This window comes from Pseudomonas sp. (genome assembly GCF_002796985.1).
Classification (GTDB): domain Bacteria; phylum Pseudomonadota; class Gammaproteobacteria; order Pseudomonadales; family Pseudomonadaceae; genus Pseudomonas.
Genome location: NZ_PEKX01000020.1, coordinates 304,152 through 321,122, shown reverse-complemented (window position 1 = coordinate 321,122; position 16,971 = coordinate 304,152). Strand labels below are relative to the sequence as shown.

Here is a 16,971-nt window from a genome sequence, read left to right as displayed (position 1 = left end):
ACAGGCCGAGCCGCCAAGCTGGTCAAGGACGTGGCGCGTGGCCATGACCTAAGCTGCGCGCTTTCCCCTCGACGAGAGTTTCGCCATGCCCATTGCCTTCTGGTGCGTCCTGATCGCGATCTTCCTGCCCTACGTCGGCACCAGCCTCGCCAAGTTTACCGGCGGCGGCTTCGGCCCCCGGCAGAACCACGACCCACGCACCTTCCTCGCCACCCTGGAGGGCTACCGCAAACGCGCTAATGCCTTCCAGATGAACAGCTTCGAGGTCACCCCGGCCTTCGCCGCGGCGGTAATCATCGCCTACGTGGTGAACAACGCCGAGCCCGCCACCATTGACCGCCTGGCCATCGCCTGGGTCACCAGCCGCCTGCTCTACCTGATCTTCTACGTGGCCGACCTGGCGCTGCTGCGGTCGCTGGTGTGGTTCCTCGGCATGGGCCTGATCATCGCCATCTTCGTCGTCTCGGCCTGACCGGAAGGGCCTGAACGACGGCTGAACGAAAGGTGCGCGGCTGCGGCGGATGGCCGCAGCTGATTGTGTGTGGTCTGGAACATTCGGGGATCGGGGCGGATAATCCGGCGCTTCCGTGTCTAGCCGTCCTACAAGAGTCCCCCATGAAGTTGAAGACCCTGCTCGTACTGTTGCTTGCCGGCACGGCGCTCGCCGGCTGCCATCGCCAGGACCCCAACTCGCCGGAGTACAAGCGCCAGGCGGTGTTCAAGGAGATGCTCAAGACCAGCGAGGACATGGGTGGCATGCTGCGCGGGCGCATCCCCTTCGATGGCGAGAAGTTCCGCGCGAACTCGACCAAGCTGGGCGAGCTGGCTGACAAGCCCTGGCAGTATTTCCCGACCACCCAGCCGCCGGCTGATCAGGTGGACAGCGACGACACCCGCGCCAAGGCGGAAATCTGGCAGCGCCAGCTGGAATTCCAGGCCGACGCCAAGACCTTCGAGCAGGCCGTCCGCGCCCTGGGCGAGAACACCCGCAACGTCGCGCCGACGTCTGAAGGCGTGCGCAAGGACTTTGCCGCGGTGGAAGACGCCTGCGAAGCCTGCCACAAGAAATTCCGCGCGCTCTGACACGGCCTCCTGCGCCGCTGCTTTTCGTAGGAGCGAGCTTGCTCGCGATCAAGCTACCCGCCTGAGCGTCCCGGCTGCCTCTGCTGTCCTGTAGAAGCTCGACGCGAAACGCTTCGCGAGCAAGCTCGCTTCTACAGACAGCAGTGCCCCGCGAAGCACGGCTTTACTCCTCCAGCTCGCGCTTGGCCTGCTCCAGCTCGGCGCGGGCCTCGGCCAGCTTGTCCTTGCGCTTCTCGATCTTCTCGGAATCGCCCTTGTTCATCGCCTTGCGCAGGTCCTTCTCGCGCTGTGCGACTTCCTTCTCGGCCTCCAGCACGTTCTGCTTGCGCTCCTGCGAGAGGCTGGCATCGGTGCAGTAGGTCTTCACCTTCTCCAGTGCGGTCTGCAGGCCGGCAACACGGCTGCCGTTGCCCTGGGCCTTGGCCTGTTCAAGCTGGGTTTCGAGTGCCGCGCGCTTGGCGGCGCAGCCGGTCAGCGGTTGCTGGGCAGCCTCGGCGGCGAGCAGCGGGCTGACGCAGCCGAGGGCGAGAACGGCGGCCATCAGAGCAGAGCTTCGGAACATTTTCGGAGTCCTTGGTTACCAAACACTATGACGTTGGAGTCAACGGCTAGAGTTTGCCATGGGCGGGAGCATGGGGGGCTGCCCCAGAACAATGGCCCCAGGAACAGGCCAGGGCTCGCAAGGCCCGCCGGACGGGCAAGGAGGTGATGGATGCGACTAGCGATACGGATCGTGCAGACACTCATCGCACTGCTGGTGTTGGCACTGCTGGTGGGCGGCTGGTGGTACGTGCCCGGTGAGCTGAAGCGGCAACCGGTGCTGACGGGCAGCAGCGAGGATGCCTCGGTGCGCCAGGGAGAACGACGGCGCAGTTATGTGCTTTACGTACCGCAGAAAGTGGCTGAGCGCCCGGCGCTGCTGGTGGTGCTGCACAGCTCGCAGAGCAACGGCGAGCACATGCGCAGCGATAGCGGTTACCGCTTCGATGCCCTGGCCGACCGCGACGGCTTTCTGGTGCTCTACCCTGACGGTTTCGAAGGCCACTGGAATGACTGCCGGCGGGCTGCGTCCTATAGCGCACGTCGGTTGAACATCGATGACGTCGGCTTCCTCTCGGGCATGATCGAACGCCTGCAACGCGAACGCGGCGTCAACCCCGCACAGGTGTTCGTCACCGGTTACTCCAATGGTGGGCAGATGGCCCTGCGCATGGCTGCCGAAGCGCCGGACAAGGTCGCTGGTATCGCCGCCGTGGCGGCCAGCCTGCCCAGTGCCGACAACGATGCCTGTCGTTCCGCCGGACAGCCCAAGGCCGCGCTGTTGATGAACGGTACGCGTGACCCGATCAATCCTTATGCCGGAGGCCGGGTCACGCTGTTCGGTTTCGGGGATCGCGGTAACGTGCTCTCTGCCGAGGATTCCGCCCTCGCGCTGGCGCAGCGCAATGGCCAGGGTGGCGAGCCGAGCGTGGACAGGCTGACCCAGCCGGGCCCGGTGTGGACGCAGCGGCAGCGTTGGGCCGCGAATGGCGGGCCGCCAGTGGAGCTGGTGACGGTCTTCGGCGGTGGGCACCTGCTGTCGCAGTCGCTCTACCGGCCGCCGCGGATGCTCGGTCGGGGCGATCCGCAGCTGGACGCACCGGCTGAAATCTGGCGTTTCTTCAGCGACCTGTCGCCTAACGAACTGGTGCGTTAGAGGTCGATCACCCGGCAGGGATCGAAACCGCTGTCTTCGCCAGGATAGGCGCCGGGGTTGGCGACGATCCGCGCCTTGCCGAGGCGGTAGTCCAGGCACTCGTGCACATGCCCGTGAATCCACAGGTCGCAGCGCTCGGCCAGGTCTTCGAGGTTCGAAGCGAAGGCCGGCGACAGGGCGTCGCCGACATAGGGCGAGGGGATCGAGCGGGCGCTGGGTGCATGGTGCGTCACCACCACCGTGGGGCCGGCAAAGGGCTGGGCCAGTTCACCCTCCAGCCATTCGCAGCTGGCGCCGCACAGTTCGCGGCTCATTTCCGGTGTGAAGGGCTGGGTGAAGTAGTCCACGGTGCTGAATTCGGGCATCAGCAACTGCGCCTGCTCGCAGGCCAGTACCGAGGCGCGCTCGCCGTAAAGTTGAAAGTCCGTCCACAGCGTGGTGCCGAGGAAGCGAACGCCGCCGAGGACCACCGCGTCCTTCTCGAGGAAGTGGATATCCAGCGCCTGGGCGAGGTTGCGCATGGCCTGGGTCAGCTCGGGCAGGTCGGAATGGTAGAACTCGTGGTTGCCGGCGACGTAGATGATCTCGCTGTCGGGGAATGCCTCGCGCGCCCAGTGCAGACCTTGCAGGTGCTCGTGAATGTCTCCGGCCAGCACGACGATGTCCGCCGCGGCCTGCGGCAGTTCGCGGCGGCCATTGGGAAAGTGTTCGTGGTGGAGGTCGGACAGCACTCGCAGGCGCATGGCATTTCACTGGTCTGTAGGAGTATGCCGAGGATAACGAAGGACGATACGTTTGACATGAGTCATGGCATTGCCGATGCCTACCTAAAGACCTTTCGAAATTAAGGGATGATTCAGAAGGTTCCTTCAGCTTCCCGTCTGGGCCGCTGCTTTTGGCGCCCCAAGGAGGACTCATGAAACTCATCTGGATCGTACTGCTGGCCGTGGCGGCCACCTTTGGCCTGGCGCTGTTCGTCGATCCGCCGGCAACCCTGGATATCTGGGTTCTGCGCAAACAGGCCATCCTCTTCACCGGCGTCGCATCCTTCGCGCTGATGTCACTGATCATGCTGCTGGCGGTGCGCCCGGTGTGGCTGGAGAAGCCGCTGGACGGCCTCGACCGCATGTACCGCGCGCACAAGTGGGCGGGCATCCTGGCCATCGTGCTGGGCCTGCTGCACTACTTGATGGAGCTGGGCGGGCCGCTGCTCGCCGAGTTCATCACCAAGCCAGCCAAGGGCCCGCGGGTGGAAACCTTCCTCGACGTGTTCCGCGGTTCGGCCAAGGACCTGGGCGAGTGGTCGGCCTGGCTGCTGGGGGCGATGCTGGTCATCACCCTGTGGCAACGCTTCCCCTACCACCTGTGGCGCTACGTCCATAAAACCCTCGCGGTGGTCTACCTGGTGCTCGCCTTCCACGGCGTGGTGCTGGCGCCGGCCGGTTACTGGACGCAGCCGATCGGCTGGCTGGTGGCGCTCTGCGCGGCCGTAGGCAGCCTGTGCGCGCTCTGGTCGTTGGCTGGGCAGATCGGTCGCCGGCGTACTCATCAAGGCGTCGTGGTGGCAGTCGAGCGCCCCGGCGAGCGCATGCTGGAAGTCACCTGCAAGCTGCAGGGTCGTTGGCAGCACCGTGCCGGGCAGTTCGCCTTCCTGACCTGCGATCGCCTGGAAGGCCAGCATCCCTTCACCCTTTCCAGTGGCGACCGTGGCGACGGCGAGGTGCGCTTCAGCATCAAGGCGCTGGGGGATTACACCCAACGCCTTCAGGACAGCCTGAAGGTCGGTGATCCGGTGAAGGTGGAAGGGCCCTACGGCCGCTTTGACTTCCGCCGTGACAAGGGCGAACGGCAGGTCTGGATCGCCGGCGGTATCGGTATCACCCCTTTCCTGGCGTGGCTCGAATCATTGCAGGGGCGGCCGGAAGACAGCCCGGAAGTGACGCTGCTGTACTGCGTGCGCTCACCTTCGGACGCCATCTACGCCGGGCGTCTGCGCGAGCTGTGCGCGAAGCTGCCGCGCATCGATCTGCGCGTGCATTACAGCGAGAGCGAAGGCTATCTGCAGGCGTCTGACCTGGGTCTGCAACCCGGTGCGCAGGGGCGTTGGCCGAGTGTCTGGTTCTGCGGCCCGCAGGCGCTGGCCGAGCTGCTGCGGCGCGATCTGCGCCGCCAGGGCATGCCGGACAACCGCTTCCACCAGGAAGCGTTCCAGATGCGCTGAGGCGCTCAGAAGCCGGCGATGCCGAGGTCGTGCAACCGCTCGCGCAGCTGCACGACTTCCGGCGCCTTGAAGAAGGCTTCCAATTGCTTTGCGCGGACCTTGCCGACGCCCGGTTGCTCCTGCCATTGCGATGCGCTGCGGGCGGCCAGGGAGGCCCAGTCTTCTCCCGCTGGATGAGCGTTGGGAGAGGGCGCGCCGAGCGCGCGTAGCCAGACAGTGAACGGACGTTGGCGAGCGACCTGGAACTGCTGGTAGAGACTGGCGGCGCTGCGCTCGCCCAGGCCGGGTACCTGGCTCAGTTGCTCCGGGGGCAGCATCATCCAGTCGAGCAGCCCCGCCAGCAGGCCGGTTTCGTGCAGGCGCCGCCAGGTGCCCGGGCCGACGCCGGAAAGCCCCAGGCCACGCTTGCCGCCCAGCCAATCGAGGCGGGCGAGAAACTGTTCCTCGCAGCCCTCGGTAGGCTGCCAGCAGGAGAGGGCGTTGAACTGCTCGTCCGTGGGTACCGCCATTTCGGGGCGAATCGGCGAGCGCCAGACCACGCCGTCCAGGCGCGGGATGGTCAGCCCGGCAAGGGCAATGGCGACCTGATCACCGGGCCGGATATCGAGGCTGCGCCAGCGCTTGAGCGAGCCGGCGCCGACGCGCTGGATGGTTCGCCCGTCCAGTTCCACGGGTGCCAGATGCAACACCGGCGTCACCCGCCCGCTGCGGCCGACCTTGAACTCCACGCGCCGCACCTCGGCCAATACCTGTTGATGCGGGTACTTCCAGGCCACTGCCCAGCCCGGTGCCTGTGCGCTCCAGGCCTTGCCCGGTGGTCGGCGGCCCTGGCGGATGACGATGCCGTCGCTGGCAAACGGCAGCGGCTGGCGATACCAGCGTTCGCGCCAGGCTTCGATTTCACTCGGCCCTGCCACCGCCTCGGTCAGCTCGGCGCTGTCGTCGAAACCCAGCTGGCGCAGGCGTGCCAGGCGCTCGGGCATCTCCAGCGGGCCGTCCGGCAGCTCCCAGACGAACAGGCCGATCTGCGCGCCCTCGTCGCTGAGCTCCTTGCGCGCCATCAGCCCGGCGACCTTGCCGCGTGCGCCCGCACCGCCGTTCAGCGCCTGTACATGCTGCGGCAGACGCCAGTACAGCTCGCCTTGCAGTACCAGGTCACCGCCCGCGCCGGGCAACTCCTTGGGGATTGCTGCAATCCGCTGCGCATTGGCAGTCCAGTCCTGGCCACTGGTGCCGTCGCCACGGCTGATCGCCTGGGTGAGCCGGCCGTTGCGGTAGATCAGCGTGACCGCTACGCCGTCGACTTTGGGCTGCACCCAGAGATCACTGCGGTTCGCCAGCCAGGTACGCACGGCCGAGGCATCGGGAAGCTTGTCCAGCCCGGTGTGGACGAAGGGATGGCGGACTTCCCCGGCGCTGCTGGCCAGCGGCGCCTCGGGGGCGGCAAGGGTTTGCGGGAAGCACGCCTGCCACTGCTGTAGGCGTTCGCGAGCCTGGTCGTAGAGTTCATCGGCGACGGGAGACTGCCCGTCACGGTGATAGGCGTCGTCCCAGCGGCCCAGTTGCGTCCGCAGCGCGCCAGTCTCTTCGGCGGCTTGTTCGGGCGTCCAGTCAGGGCAGCCGTGCGCCAGGGCCGGCAGGCAAAGCAACAAGGCGAGAGTCAGGCGGGGCATGGCGGGCATCCGTGCGGCGGAGAACCCCAAGGCTAGAAGTCCTCGGTGGCGGCCTGGGCCCGGAAGCTCGTGGATTCTTCGGTACGTTTTGTCGGACGGCGGAAACGCAAAAGCCTGGCATCGCGAGGTAGTTTCCTTATCGCTTGGGCTGTTTGGCGAGCAAGCGCGCTCCTACAGGTAGACGTCAGTGACGCTGTTTGTAGGAGCGAGCTTGCTCGCGAAGGGGCGCCCCAGAAACGAAAAAGCCCCGCCAAGGCGGGGCTTTTCCTGCAGCCGGGTCTTACAGACCGGCTGCGTCACGCAGGGCGGCAGCCTTGTCGGTGCGCTCCCAGGTGAAGGCGGTGAAGGTATCGTCACCGTAGGTCATTTCGAACGGGCTGCGACCGAAGTGGCCGTAGGCTGCGGTCGGCTGGTACATCGGGTGCAGCAGGTCGAGCATCTTGGTGATTGCGTACGGACGCAGGTCGAAGTGCTCGCGGACCAGCTGGACGATCTTTTCATCGCTGATCTTGCCGGTGCCGAAGGTGTTGATCGAGATGGAGGTCGGCTGGGCCACGCCGATGGCGTAGGACACCTGGATCTCGCAACGCTCGGCCAGGCCGGCGGCGACGATGTTCTTGGCCACGTAGCGGCCGGCGTAGGCAGCGGAACGGTCGACCTTGGACGGGTCCTTGCCGGAGAACGCGCCGCCGCCGTGACGGGCCATGCCGCCGTAGGAGTCGACGATGATCTTGCGGCCGGTCAGGCCGCAGTCGCCCACCGGGCCGCCGATCACGAAGTTGCCGGTCGGGTTGATGTGGAACTGGGTGTCCTTGTGCAGCAGCTCGGCCGGCAGCACCTGCTTGATGATCAGCTCCATCACGCCTTCGCGCAGGTCCTTGTTGCTGACTTCCGGGTTGTGCTGGGTGGACAGGACGATGGCGTCGATGCCGACGACCTTGCCGCCTTCGTAGCGGCAGGTGACCTGGGACTTGGCGTCCGGGCGCAGCCACGGCAGCAGGCCGGATTTGCGGGCCTCGGCCTGACGCTCCACCAGACGGTGGGAGAAGCAGATCGGCGCGGGCATCAGCACGTCGGTTTCGTTGCTGGCGTAGCCGAACATCAGGCCCTGGTCGCCGGCGCCCTGGTCTTCCGGCTTGGCGCGGTCGACGCCCTGGTTGATGTCCACCGACTGCTTGCCGATGATGTTCAGTACGCCGCAGGTGGCGCCGTCGAAGCCGACGTCGGAGCTGTTGTAGCCGATGTCGATAATGACCTTGCGCACCAGGTCTTCGAGGTCGACCCAGGCGGAAGTGGTGACTTCACCGGCGATGATTGCGACACCGGTCTTCACCAGGGTTTCGCAGGCCACGCGGGCGTATTTGTCCTTGGCGATGATGGCGTCGAGCACCGCATCGGAAATCTGGTCCGCGATCTTGTCCGGATGGCCTTCGGAGACGGATTCGGAGGTGAAAACTGAGTATTCGCTCATCTAACGGTTCCCATTCAATTACCGGTGGGTGAGGACGCTTCGCGAATCCGGCTTGGCGAAGTGCCGTACCTGGATCTGAAAGCCATTACGTAAACCGATGTACACACTTTCGCCGGACGCGAGCCCGGCGGCGTCGGCCCAGAGGGCCAGGTCTTCCTGTTCGAACCCCAGCCAGAGATCACCACAGGCCTCGCGTGCCCAGCTCTGGTCGTGGCTGCAGAGTTCGGTCACCAGCAGGCTGCCACCGGGCTTCACCAGGTGCGCCAGCTGCTTCACGGCCTCCGCGGGTGCGGCGAAGTGGTGCAGCACCATGTTCAGCACCACGCAGTCCGCCGCGTCGTCGACATCCTGCAGGGCGTCGCCCAGCCGCAGCCGGACGTTGTTCAAACCTTCGCTGGCGCAACGTTGCCGCGCCATCTCGAGCATGGTCTGGCTGTTGTCCAGCGCGGTGACCTGACCGAAGCGCCGGGCCAGTTCGGGGAGGAATCCGCCGTCACCGGGGCCGACTTCCAGCGCCGTGGCGCCGGGGGCGAAGCTCAGTGCATCGAGCAGCGCCAGCACGCTTTCGCGGTATTGCGGCAGTCCTGCGATCAGGTCCTGGGTCGCCTGGAACTTCTCCGCGCTGCGGGCGAAGTAGTCGCGACTGACGGTGGCACGCTGGGCGTGCACGCCATCGATGCGGGCGCTGACGTCGTCGGCCAGTGCCAGTTCGTCCACTTCTTCGAGCAGTGCCCCGTGCAGCGTGCCACCCAGGCTTTCGCCCTGGGGCAGCGCGCGGCGATAGAAGATCGCATTGCCTTCGCGGCGGGTCGCGACCAGCCCGGCCTGGGCCAGCACCTTCAGGTGGTGGCTCATGCCCGACTGGCGGACGCCGAAGATATGCGCCAGCTCCAGCACGCCGAACGAATCGTTGGCCAGCACCCGCAGGACGTTCAGCCGCAGCGGATCGCCGCCGGCCTTGCACAGGGCAGCCAACTGGTCGCAATCGTCGTGGCGGATTTCGGGCAGGCGCAGACTCATAGGTCGCGCAGTCTAGTCGTGGCTCCCGGGGTGGGCAATAGCTGTATCAAAAAGTTTTGATATTGACGGATGAGTGGTTTTTGACCCGTTGGATAGCTCATGGGCGTGCCTTGCATCAGGCATCTGCCGATCTGTCATTGCCCCGCAGGGGGTGGCTGGGCGAAAATACCGGCCTTTTTTCATTCCCTTCGATCTTTCGAAGCAGCCCCCGCAGGAGATTCAGCGATGCCCAGCCGTCGTGAGCGAGCCAACGCCATCCGCGCACTGAGCATGGATGCCGTGCAGAAAGCCAACAGCGGCCATCCCGGCGCCCCCATGGGCATGGCGGATATCGCCGAAGTGCTGTGGCGCGACTACCTCAAGCACAACCCGAGCAACCCGCAGTGGGCTGACCGTGACCGCTTCGTGCTGTCCAACGGCCACGGCTCGATGCTGATCTACTCGCTGCTGCACCTCACCGGTTACGACGTCACCGTCGACGACCTGAAGAGCTTCCGCCAGATGGGTTCGCGCACTCCGGGTCACCCGGAATACGGCTACACCGCCGGCGTCGAGACCACCACCGGCCCGCTGGGCCAGGGCATCGCCAACGCCGTGGGCATGGCGCTGGCCGAGAAAGTGCTGGCCGCACAGTTCAACCGCGACGGCCACAGCATCGTCGACCACTACACCTACGCCTTCCTGGGCGACGGCTGCATGATGGAGGGCATCTCCCATGAAGTCGCCTCGCTGGCCGGCACCCTGCGCCTGAACAAGCTGGTCGCCTTCTACGACGACAACGGCATCTCCATCGATGGCGAAGTCCACGGCTGGTTCACCGACGACACTCCCAAGCGCTTCGAAGCCTACGGCTGGCAGGTGATCCGCAACGTCGACGGACATGACGCCGACGAGATCAAGACCGCCATCGACACCGCCCGCAAGAGCGACGCACCGACCCTGATCTGCTGCAAGACCATCATCGGCTTCGGCTCGCCGAACAAGCAGGGCAAGGAAGAAAGCCACGGCGCCGCCCTGGGCGTCGACGAAGTGGCTGCCACCCGCGCCGCGCTGGGCTGGAACCACGCTCCGTTCGAAGTGCCCGCAGATATCTACGCCGAGTGGAGCGCCAAGGACACCGGCGCCACCCGCGAAGCCGAGTGGAACAAGCGTTTCGCCGCCTACCAGGCCGCGCACCCGGAACTGGCCGCCGAGTTCGAGCGCCGCGTTGCCGGTGAGCTGCCGGCCGACTTCGCCGAGAAGGCCGCGGCCTACGTCGCCGACGTCGCCCTGAAGGGCGAGACCATTGCCAGCCGCAAGGCCAGCCAGAACGCCCTGAACGCCTTCGGTCCGCTGCTGCCGGAGCTGCTGGGCGGCTCCGCCGACCTAGCCGGTTCCAACCTGACCCTGTGGAAGGGCTGCAAGGGCGTGAGCGCCGACGACGCCAACGGCAACTACCTGTTCTACGGCGTGCGCGAGTTCGGCATGAGCGCCATCATGAACGGCGTGGCCCTGCACGGCGGCTTCATCCCGTACGGCGCGACCTTCCTGATCTTCATGGAATACGCCCGCAACGCAGTGCGCATGTCCGCCCTGATGAAGCAGCGCGTGCTCTACGTGTTCACCCACGACTCCATCGGTCTGGGCGAAGACGGCCCTACTCACCAGCCGATCGAGCAGATTGCCAGCCTGCGCATGACGCCAAACCTGGACACCTGGCGCCCGGCCGATGCCGTGGAATCCGCAGTGGCCTGGAAATACGCCATCGAGCGTAACGATGGCCCGTCCGCGCTGATCTTTAGCCGCCAGAACCTGCCGCACCAGCCGCGCGATGCCGCCCAGCTGGCCGACGTGGCCCGTGGCGCCTACGTGCTGAAGGACTGCGACGGCGAGCCGGAACTGATCCTGATCGCCACCGGCTCCGAAGTCGGCCTGGCCGTCCAGGCGTTCGACAAGCTCAGCGCCGAAGGCCGCAAGGTGCGCGTGGTCTCCATGCCCTGCACCAGCGTCTTCGAGCAACAGGACGCCGGCTACAAGCAGGCCGTGCTGCCGGTTCAGGTGGCGGCGCGCATTGCCATCGAAGCTGCCCACGCTGACTACTGGTACAAGTACGTCGGTCTGGAAGGTCGCGTTATCGGCATGACCACCTTCGGTGAGTCGGCCCCGGCCCCGGCGCTGTTCGAGCACTTCGGCTTCACCGTCGAGAACGTGCTGGAAATCGCCGCCGAGCTGCTCGAAGCCTGACGAGCGCCTGAACCTGCCGGGGCGCGCCACGCCCCGGCAGCGATCACCAAGGGATAACAATGTCCAAGCGCCCTTACCGAGTTGCCCTCAACGGCTACGGCCGTATCGGCCGCTGCGTGTTCCGTGCCCTGCACGAACGCGGCGCCAAGGCTGATTTCTCCATCGTTGCGCTGAACGACCTGGCGGACCTGGCCAGCCTGGAATACCTGACCCGCTTCGACTCCACCCACGGTCGCTTCCCCGGCGAGGTGAGCGTGGCCGACGGCTGCCTGCATGTGGGTGGCGACTGCGTGAAGGTGTTCCGCGAAGCCGAGCCCGAGGCCATCGACTGGCGCGGCCTGGACATCGACCTGGTGCTGGAATGCTCCGGGGTCTACAACACCCGCGCCGACGGTGAGCGTTTCCTCGGTGCCGGCGCACCACGGGTGCTGTTCTCCCAGCCGATGGCCAGCGAGGCGGACATCGACGCCACCGTGGTCTTCGGCATCAACCAGCAGGGACTCTCCGGCGCTGAGGCGCTGGTCTCCAACGCATCCTGCACCACCAACTGCAGCGTGCCGCTGCTCAAGTTGCTGAACGAGGCGGTGGGCATCGAGTACGTCTCGATCACCACCATCCACTCGGCGATGAACGACCAGCCGGTGATCGACGCCTACCACCACGAAGACCTGCGCCGCACGCGCTCGGCCTTCCAGTCGGTGATTCCGGTGTCCACGGGGCTGGCGCGTGGCATCGAACGCCTGCTGCCGGAACTCGCCGGGCGAATCCAGGCCAAAGCCATTCGGGTGCCGACGGTGAACGTCTCGGCCCTGGACATCACCCTGCAGGTCTCCCGCGATACGTCCGCCGAGGAGATCAACCGCGTGCTGCGCCAGGCCGCCACCGAAGGCCCGCTGAAAGGCCTGCTGGCGTACACCGAGCTGCCCCACGCCAGCTGCGATTTCAATCACGACCCGCACTCGGCCATCGTCGATGGCAGCCAGACCCGCGTTTCCGGCCCCCGCCTGGTGAACGTGCTGGCCTGGTTCGACAACGAGTGGGGGTTCGCCAACCGCATGCTCGACACCGCAGGGCACTTCCTGCGGGTCGCCGCTACCGAACGTTAATCAAACAGCCCCAACAGGACTGACTGTCATGACCGTGTTGAAGATGACCGACCTCGACCTCCAAGGTAAGCGCGTGCTGATCCGCGAAGACCTCAACGTTCCGGTGAAGGACGGTGTGGTCAAGAGCGACGCGCGCATCCTGGCCTCGCTGCCGACCATCAAGCTGGCCCTGGAGAAGGGCGCGGCGGTGATGGTCTGCTCGCACCTGGGCCGCCCGACCGAAGGCGAATTCTCCGCCGAGAACAGCCTGCAGCCGGTCGCCGACTACCTGTCCAAGGCCCTGGGCCGCGCGGTGCCGCTGGTCAAGGACTACCTGGGTGGCGTCGAAGTGAAGCCGGGTGAAGTCGTGCTGTTCGAGAACGTGCGCTTCAACAAGGGCGAGAAGAAGAACGTCGACGAGTTGGCCCAGCAATACGCCGCCCTGTGCGACGTGTTCGTCATGGACGCATTCGGCACCGCCCACCGCGCCGAGGGTTCCACCCACGGCGTAGCCAAGTTCGCCAAGGTAGCCGCGGCCGGCCCGCTGCTGGCCGCCGAGCTGGAAGCCCTGGGCAAGGCCCTGGGCAACCCGGCGCGCCCGATGGCGGCCATCGTCGCCGGCTCCAAGGTGTCCACCAAGCTCGACGTGCTCAACAGCCTGGCGCTGATCTGCGACCAGCTGATCGTCGGCGGTGGCATTGCCAATACCTTCCTCGCCGCGGCGGGCTACAAGGTTGGCAAGTCGCTGTACGAAGCCGACCTAGTTGACACCGCCAAGGCCATCGCCGCCAAGGTCAGCGTGCCGCTGCCGGTGGACGTGGTCGTCGCCAAGGAGTTCGCCGAAACCGCCGTCGCCACCGTCAAGGACATCGCTGACGTGGCCGACGACGACATGATCCTGGACATCGGCCCGAAGACCGCCGCCCAGTTCGCCGAGCTGCTGAAGACCTCCAAGACCATCCTGTGGAACGGTCCGGTCGGCGTGTTCGAGTTCGACCAGTTCGGCGAAGGCACCAAAACCCTGGCCAAAGCTATCGCCGAAGGCTCCGCCTTCAGCATCGCTGGCGGTGGCGACACCCTGGCGGCCATCGACAAGTATGGTATCGGTGAGCAGATCTCCTACATTTCCACCGGTGGTGGTGCCTTCCTCGAGTTCGTCGAGGGCAAGGTCCTGCCTGCCGTGGAAGTGCTGGAGCAGCGCGCCAAGGCCTGATTCAGGCGGCACTGCCGGGTGACAGTAATGCAAACCTCTGCGGCATCCTCGGGTCACAAGCCTTGTACGGATGCCAAGGAGAAAGGTCATGCGAGCTGTCACCCCTGTGCTGTCGTTTTGCCTCGTGCTGATGGGCTGTGCCGGAAGCGGTGGAGCCCCCAGTACCTGTGAAGTGATGAGCCCGCCTTCGGTCATGGTGCCTTCGGACCAGAGTCGCGAGCGGGTGGAAAGCCAGAGCAGCGGCGATCCAATGCCTGACCAGAAGCCGGTAAACTGTCCCTGAGGCGGCGCTCTGGCGGTCAGGATCACGATCTGACGGTGTCGCTTGTGCCCGAGCGCGGGCGGCACTGGCGTTCCCTTGATGGGACGGGCAATCTGGCGCATTGGATAGCCGGCGGCGTGTCCGTCCGAAGGAGAATCGCCCGATGCTGCGTTATATCGTCCCGGCCCTGGCCCTTTTGCTGGTAGCGGGGTGCTCCAGCCATTCGTCCGATGGCAACACCCGTTCGAGCAGTGGCTGGAATCACTGGGTCTGCGACAGTAAGGCAGAGGTGCGGTGGCGTTACGTCGACCCCAGCAAGTCGGTGGTCGACCTGAAGCTGGGTGAGGACGACGTAGTGCATCACCTGGAAGAGGAACCCGGCGGCTCCGGCGCTTTCTATAGCGACGGGCTGATCGGTTTGAGCATCAAAGGCGACCAGGGCCTGGTCTACTGGGTCGAGAGCAACGACCTGATCGGCCGTGGTTGCAAGGCGCCCTGAGCGCCGGCTGTCCGGCCCGCGCCGGAAGGCTTGAACACGGCCTGCCCCTGCGGCAGGCTTCCAAACATGTATTTACGGGCTCGTGTAAACGGGCCTGACTTCTGGGAGAAGCGAAAACCATGGCACTCATCAGCATGCGCCAAATGCTGGATCACGCCGCCGAGTTCGGCTACGGCGTTCCGGCTTTCAACGTCAACAACCTCGAGCAGATGCGCGCCATCATGGAAGCGGCCGACAAGACCGATTCCCCGGTGATCGTGCAGGCCTCCGCCGGTGCCCGCAAATACGCCGGTGCGCCCTTCCTGCGCCACCTGATCCTCGCGGCCATCGAAGAATTCCCGCACATCCCGGTGTGCATGCACCAGGACCACGGCACCAGCCCTGATGTCTGCCAGCGCTCGATCCAGCTGGGCTTCTCCTCCGTCATGATGGACGGCTCGCTGAGGGAAGACGGCAAGACCCCGGCCGACTACGACTACAACGTCCGCGTCACCCAGCAGACCGTTGCCTTCGCTCACGCCTGCGGCGTATCCGTGGAAGGTGAACTGGGTTGCCTGGGCTCCCTGGAAACCGGCATGGCCGGCGAAGAAGACGGCGTTGGCGCCGAAGGCGTGCTGGATCACAGCCAACTGCTGACCGACCCGGAAGAAGCCGCCGACTTCGTCAAGAAGACCCAGGTCGACGCCCTGGCCATCGCCATCGGCACCAGCCACGGTGCCTACAAGTTCACCAAGCCGCCGACCGGTGACGTGCTCTCCATTGAGCGCATCAAGGAAATCCACAAGCGCATCCCCAACACCCACCTGGTGATGCACGGCTCCTCCTCGGTGCCGCAAGAGTGGCTGAAGGTGATCAACGAGTTCGGCGGCGACATCAAGGAAACCTACGGTGTGCCGGTCGAGGAAATCGTCGAAGGCATCAAGCACGGCGTGCGCAAGGTCAACATCGACACCGACCTGCGTCTGGCCTCCACCGGTGCCATCCGCCGCATGATGGCCGAGCAGCCGAGCGAGTTCGACCCGCGCAAGTTCTTCGCCAAGACCATCGTTGCCATGCGTGATATCTGCATCGCCCGCTACGAAGCCTTCGGCACCGCCGGTCATGCCTCCAAGATCAAACCGATCTCCCTGGAAGACATGTTCCAGCGTTACGCCAAGGGTGAGCTGGCAGCGAAGATCAACTGATCCCGCTCCGGCTTTGTCCCTGAAGAGCCCCGCCTTGCGGGGCTCTTTCGTATCCGCCAGAAGGAAATCGCCGATGCCGCGTGCCTTGTTCCCCTTGTTGTTGCTGATGCTGCTGGCCGGCTGTTCGCTGCACCCGGCGCAGCCCTCGGCACCGCCGCCCAAGCCGCCGGCAGACCTGCCGGCGGATGCGCAGAACTGCCTGACCCATCAGGAGTGCACGCTGAAGACTTCGCGCACCCTGCTGTTCGTCTTCGACTATGCCGAGGCGGGCGCGGCGCTGGTGGAGAACGAGAACCGCGTACTGAGTACGCCGGAGAAGGCGCCGAAGAAGGGCTGGCCGGCGATTCGCATCCAACTGGCCGATCCGGACGGCGGCCGCTTCGAGTTCTCCAGCGAATGCCGGCAGAAGCGCTGTCGTATCAAGGAATCGCGCCTGCTCAGCTGCTACCGTAGTTACCTTGATGGAAAGACCACTCTCGACGGCAAGGCCTGCCGGTTCCGCTGAGCGCTGGTGCTCGGGCCGGGCGGGCTCTGGAGGCACGATGACGGATGTACATGGCAGTGCGCAGGAAGGTTTCTCCCGTGAAGCGAAGGCCTACGCCCACGGACGCCCGGACTATCCCGACGAGCTGTTGGGCTGGCTCGGTGAGGAGCTGGGCATAGGCGCCGGCAAGGAAGTGGTCGACCTCGGTGCGGGTACCGGGAAGTTCACCTCCCTGTTGCTGCGCACCGGTGCGCAAGTCACCGCCATCGAGCCGGTGGCGGCGATGCGCGAACAACTCAGTACGTCGCTGCCTGCCGTGAAGGTGCTCAATGGAACGGCCCAGGCAATGCCGCTGGTGACGGCAAGCGTCGATGGGTTGACCTGTGCCCAGGCTTTCCACTGGTTCGCCGATGAGCGGGCGCTGGATGAAATCCATCGCGTCCTGCGGCCAGGCGGCCACCTTGGGCTGGTCTGGAACGTGCGCGACGAGCGGGTCGACTGGGTCGCCCAGGTAACTCGCATCCTCGAGCGCTATGAGGGCAGCACGCCGCGCTTCCATACCGGGCAGTGGCGCCGTGCTTTTGCCGGGTCGCGCTTCGAGGATCTGCGACTGCGCGAGTTCAGCTACCAGCACATCGGTCCGCCAGAGCAGGTGATTGTCGCGCGGACGCTTTCGGTGAGCTTCATCGCGGCCCTGCCCGACGAGCAGAAGCAGCGCGTCGCCGAACAACTGCGCGAGCTGATCGCCACGCACCCGGCGCTGAAAGGGCGCAGCGAGATCGCCTTCCCTTATCGCACCGAGGCCTACAGCACTCGCGCGCTGGCCTGATCGGGGAATGCGGTAGACTGGCGGCCGC

General features: G+C 65.6%; 16 protein-coding genes. 11 read left to right on the top strand and 5 right to left on the bottom strand.

Annotated features, from left to right (window positions below; all coding sequences use genetic code 11):
* Positions 1–85: 85 nt before the first annotated feature.
* Entirely contained in the window at positions 86–472 is a 387-nt protein-coding gene (locus tag CTR55_RS23810) for an MAPEG family protein (RefSeq protein ID WP_151188562.1), read from the top strand.
* Between the two features lie 143 nt (positions 473–615).
* Positions 616–1,083 carry a cytochrome c gene (locus CTR55_RS23805; RefSeq protein WP_296289948.1) on the top strand — a complete coding sequence of 156 codons (468 nt, stop codon included), beginning with the start codon at positions 616–618 and terminating at the stop codon, positions 1,081–1,083.
* Positions 1,084–1,246: 163 nt separating this feature from the next.
* Here the strand turns inward: CTR55_RS23805 and CTR55_RS23800 are convergent, their stop codons facing one another.
* Positions 1,247–1,645, bottom strand: a complete 399-nt coding sequence (locus CTR55_RS23800; protein ID WP_296289945.1) for a DUF1090 domain-containing protein — start codon at positions 1,643–1,645, stop codon at positions 1,247–1,249.
* Between the two features lie 150 nt (positions 1,646–1,795).
* On the opposite strand from CTR55_RS23800, the gene CTR55_RS23795 reads away from it, so the two are divergent.
* On the top strand, positions 1,796–2,779 hold the full coding sequence (locus CTR55_RS23795; RefSeq protein ID WP_296289943.1) for an alpha/beta fold hydrolase: 984 nt from the start codon (positions 1,796–1,798) through the stop codon (positions 2,777–2,779).
* Here the strand turns inward: CTR55_RS23795 and CTR55_RS23790 are convergent.
* A complete protein-coding gene (locus CTR55_RS23790; protein WP_296289942.1) occupies positions 2,776–3,522 on the bottom strand; it encodes a metallophosphoesterase in 747 nt (248 codons plus the stop codon). The genes CTR55_RS23795 and CTR55_RS23790 overlap by 4 nt on opposite strands.
* A gap of 173 nt (positions 3,523–3,695) precedes the next feature.
* Here CTR55_RS23790 and CTR55_RS23785 point away from each other — a divergent pair, with 173 nt between their 5' ends.
* On the top strand, positions 3,696–5,000 hold the full coding sequence (locus CTR55_RS23785; RefSeq protein WP_296289940.1) for a ferric reductase-like transmembrane domain-containing protein: 1,305 nt from the start codon (positions 3,696–3,698) through the stop codon (positions 4,998–5,000).
* A 5-nt stretch (positions 5,001–5,005) separates the two neighbouring features.
* On the opposite strand, the gene ligB is transcribed toward CTR55_RS23785, so the two are convergent.
* The 3 genes from ligB to CTR55_RS23770 all read right to left on the bottom strand — a co-directional run bounded on the left by ligB (position 5,006) and on the right by CTR55_RS23770 (position 9,164).
* Entirely contained in the window at positions 5,006–6,673 is a 1,668-nt protein-coding gene (gene ligB, locus CTR55_RS23780) for an NAD-dependent DNA ligase LigB (protein WP_296289938.1), read from the bottom strand.
* Between the two features lie 280 nt (positions 6,674–6,953).
* Positions 6,954–8,144, bottom strand: coding sequence for a methionine adenosyltransferase (gene metK / locus CTR55_RS23775; protein ID WP_296289936.1), 1,191 nt, complete (start codon positions 8,142–8,144; stop codon positions 6,954–6,956).
* A gap of 18 nt (positions 8,145–8,162) precedes the next feature.
* Positions 8,163–9,164, bottom strand: coding sequence for a metalloregulator ArsR/SmtB family transcription factor (locus CTR55_RS23770; protein WP_296289935.1), 1,002 nt, complete (start codon positions 9,162–9,164; stop codon positions 8,163–8,165).
* A 225-nt stretch (positions 9,165–9,389) separates the two neighbouring features.
* Between CTR55_RS23770 and tkt the strand changes: the two genes are divergently transcribed.
* The 7 genes from tkt to CTR55_RS23730 all read left to right on the top strand — a co-directional run bounded on the left by tkt (position 9,390) and on the right by CTR55_RS23730 (position 16,943).
* Entirely contained in the window at positions 9,390–11,387 is a 1,998-nt protein-coding gene (gene tkt / locus CTR55_RS23765) for a transketolase (RefSeq protein WP_296289933.1), read from the top strand.
* A gap of 59 nt (positions 11,388–11,446) precedes the next feature.
* Complete coding sequence (gene epd, locus CTR55_RS23760; protein WP_296289931.1) at positions 11,447–12,493, top strand: erythrose-4-phosphate dehydrogenase; 1,047 nt, start codon at positions 11,447–11,449, stop codon at positions 12,491–12,493.
* A 28-nt stretch (positions 12,494–12,521) separates the two neighbouring features.
* Positions 12,522–13,685 (top strand): phosphoglycerate kinase, encoded by a 1,164-nt coding sequence (locus CTR55_RS23755; protein WP_296289929.1) that lies wholly within the window; start codon positions 12,522–12,524, stop codon positions 13,683–13,685.
* A gap of 425 nt (positions 13,686–14,110) precedes the next feature.
* Entirely contained in the window at positions 14,111–14,446 is a 336-nt protein-coding gene (locus CTR55_RS23745; RefSeq protein ID WP_296289925.1) for an MliC family protein, read from the top strand.
* Positions 14,447–14,565: 119 nt separating this feature from the next.
* Entirely contained in the window at positions 14,566–15,630 is a 1,065-nt protein-coding gene (gene fba, locus CTR55_RS23740; RefSeq protein ID WP_296289924.1) for a class II fructose-bisphosphate aldolase, read from the top strand.
* A 73-nt stretch (positions 15,631–15,703) separates the two neighbouring features.
* Positions 15,704–16,135, top strand: coding sequence for a hypothetical protein (locus CTR55_RS23735; protein WP_296289922.1), 432 nt, complete (start codon positions 15,704–15,706; stop codon positions 16,133–16,135).
* 37 nt (positions 16,136–16,172) lie between these two features.
* On the top strand, positions 16,173–16,943 hold the full coding sequence (locus CTR55_RS23730; RefSeq protein ID WP_296289920.1) for a class I SAM-dependent methyltransferase: 771 nt from the start codon (positions 16,173–16,175) through the stop codon (positions 16,941–16,943).
* The last annotated feature ends 28 nt before the right edge of the window (positions 16,944–16,971 follow it).

Bases quoted from the DNA above. Each gene is read 5' to 3' on its own strand.
- CTR55_RS23810 (WP_151188562.1), top strand. From the start codon at position 86: ATGCCCATTGCCTTCTGGTGCGTCCTGATCGCGATCTTCCTGCCCTAC.
- CTR55_RS23805 (WP_296289948.1), top strand. From the start codon at position 616: ATGAAGTTGAAGACCCTGCTCGTACTGTTGCTTGCCGGCACGGCGCTC.
- CTR55_RS23800 (WP_296289945.1), bottom strand. From the start codon at position 1,645: ATGTTCCGAAGCTCTGCTCTGATGGCCGCCGTTCTCGCCCTCGGCTGC.
- CTR55_RS23795 (WP_296289943.1), top strand. From the start codon at position 1,796: ATGCGACTAGCGATACGGATCGTGCAGACACTCATCGCACTGCTGGTG.
- CTR55_RS23790 (WP_296289942.1), bottom strand. From the start codon at position 3,522: ATGCGCCTGCGAGTGCTGTCCGACCTCCACCACGAACACTTTCCCAAT.
- CTR55_RS23785 (WP_296289940.1), top strand. From the start codon at position 3,696: ATGAAACTCATCTGGATCGTACTGCTGGCCGTGGCGGCCACCTTTGGC.
- ligB (WP_296289938.1), bottom strand. From the start codon at position 6,673: ATGCCCCGCCTGACTCTCGCCTTGTTGCTTTGCCTGCCGGCCCTGGCG.
- metK (WP_296289936.1), bottom strand. From the start codon at position 8,144: ATGAGCGAATACTCAGTTTTCACCTCCGAATCCGTCTCCGAAGGCCAT.
- CTR55_RS23770 (WP_296289935.1), bottom strand. From the start codon at position 9,164: ATGAGTCTGCGCCTGCCCGAAATCCGCCACGACGATTGCGACCAGTTG.
- tkt (WP_296289933.1), top strand. From the start codon at position 9,390: ATGCCCAGCCGTCGTGAGCGAGCCAACGCCATCCGCGCACTGAGCATG.
- epd (WP_296289931.1), top strand. From the start codon at position 11,447: ATGTCCAAGCGCCCTTACCGAGTTGCCCTCAACGGCTACGGCCGTATC.
- CTR55_RS23755 (WP_296289929.1), top strand. From the start codon at position 12,522: ATGACCGTGTTGAAGATGACCGACCTCGACCTCCAAGGTAAGCGCGTG.
- CTR55_RS23745 (WP_296289925.1), top strand. From the start codon at position 14,111: ATGCTGCGTTATATCGTCCCGGCCCTGGCCCTTTTGCTGGTAGCGGGG.
- fba (WP_296289924.1), top strand. From the start codon at position 14,566: ATGGCACTCATCAGCATGCGCCAAATGCTGGATCACGCCGCCGAGTTC.
- CTR55_RS23735 (WP_296289922.1), top strand. From the start codon at position 15,704: ATGCCGCGTGCCTTGTTCCCCTTGTTGTTGCTGATGCTGCTGGCCGGC.
- CTR55_RS23730 (WP_296289920.1), top strand. From the start codon at position 16,173: ATGACGGATGTACATGGCAGTGCGCAGGAAGGTTTCTCCCGTGAAGCG.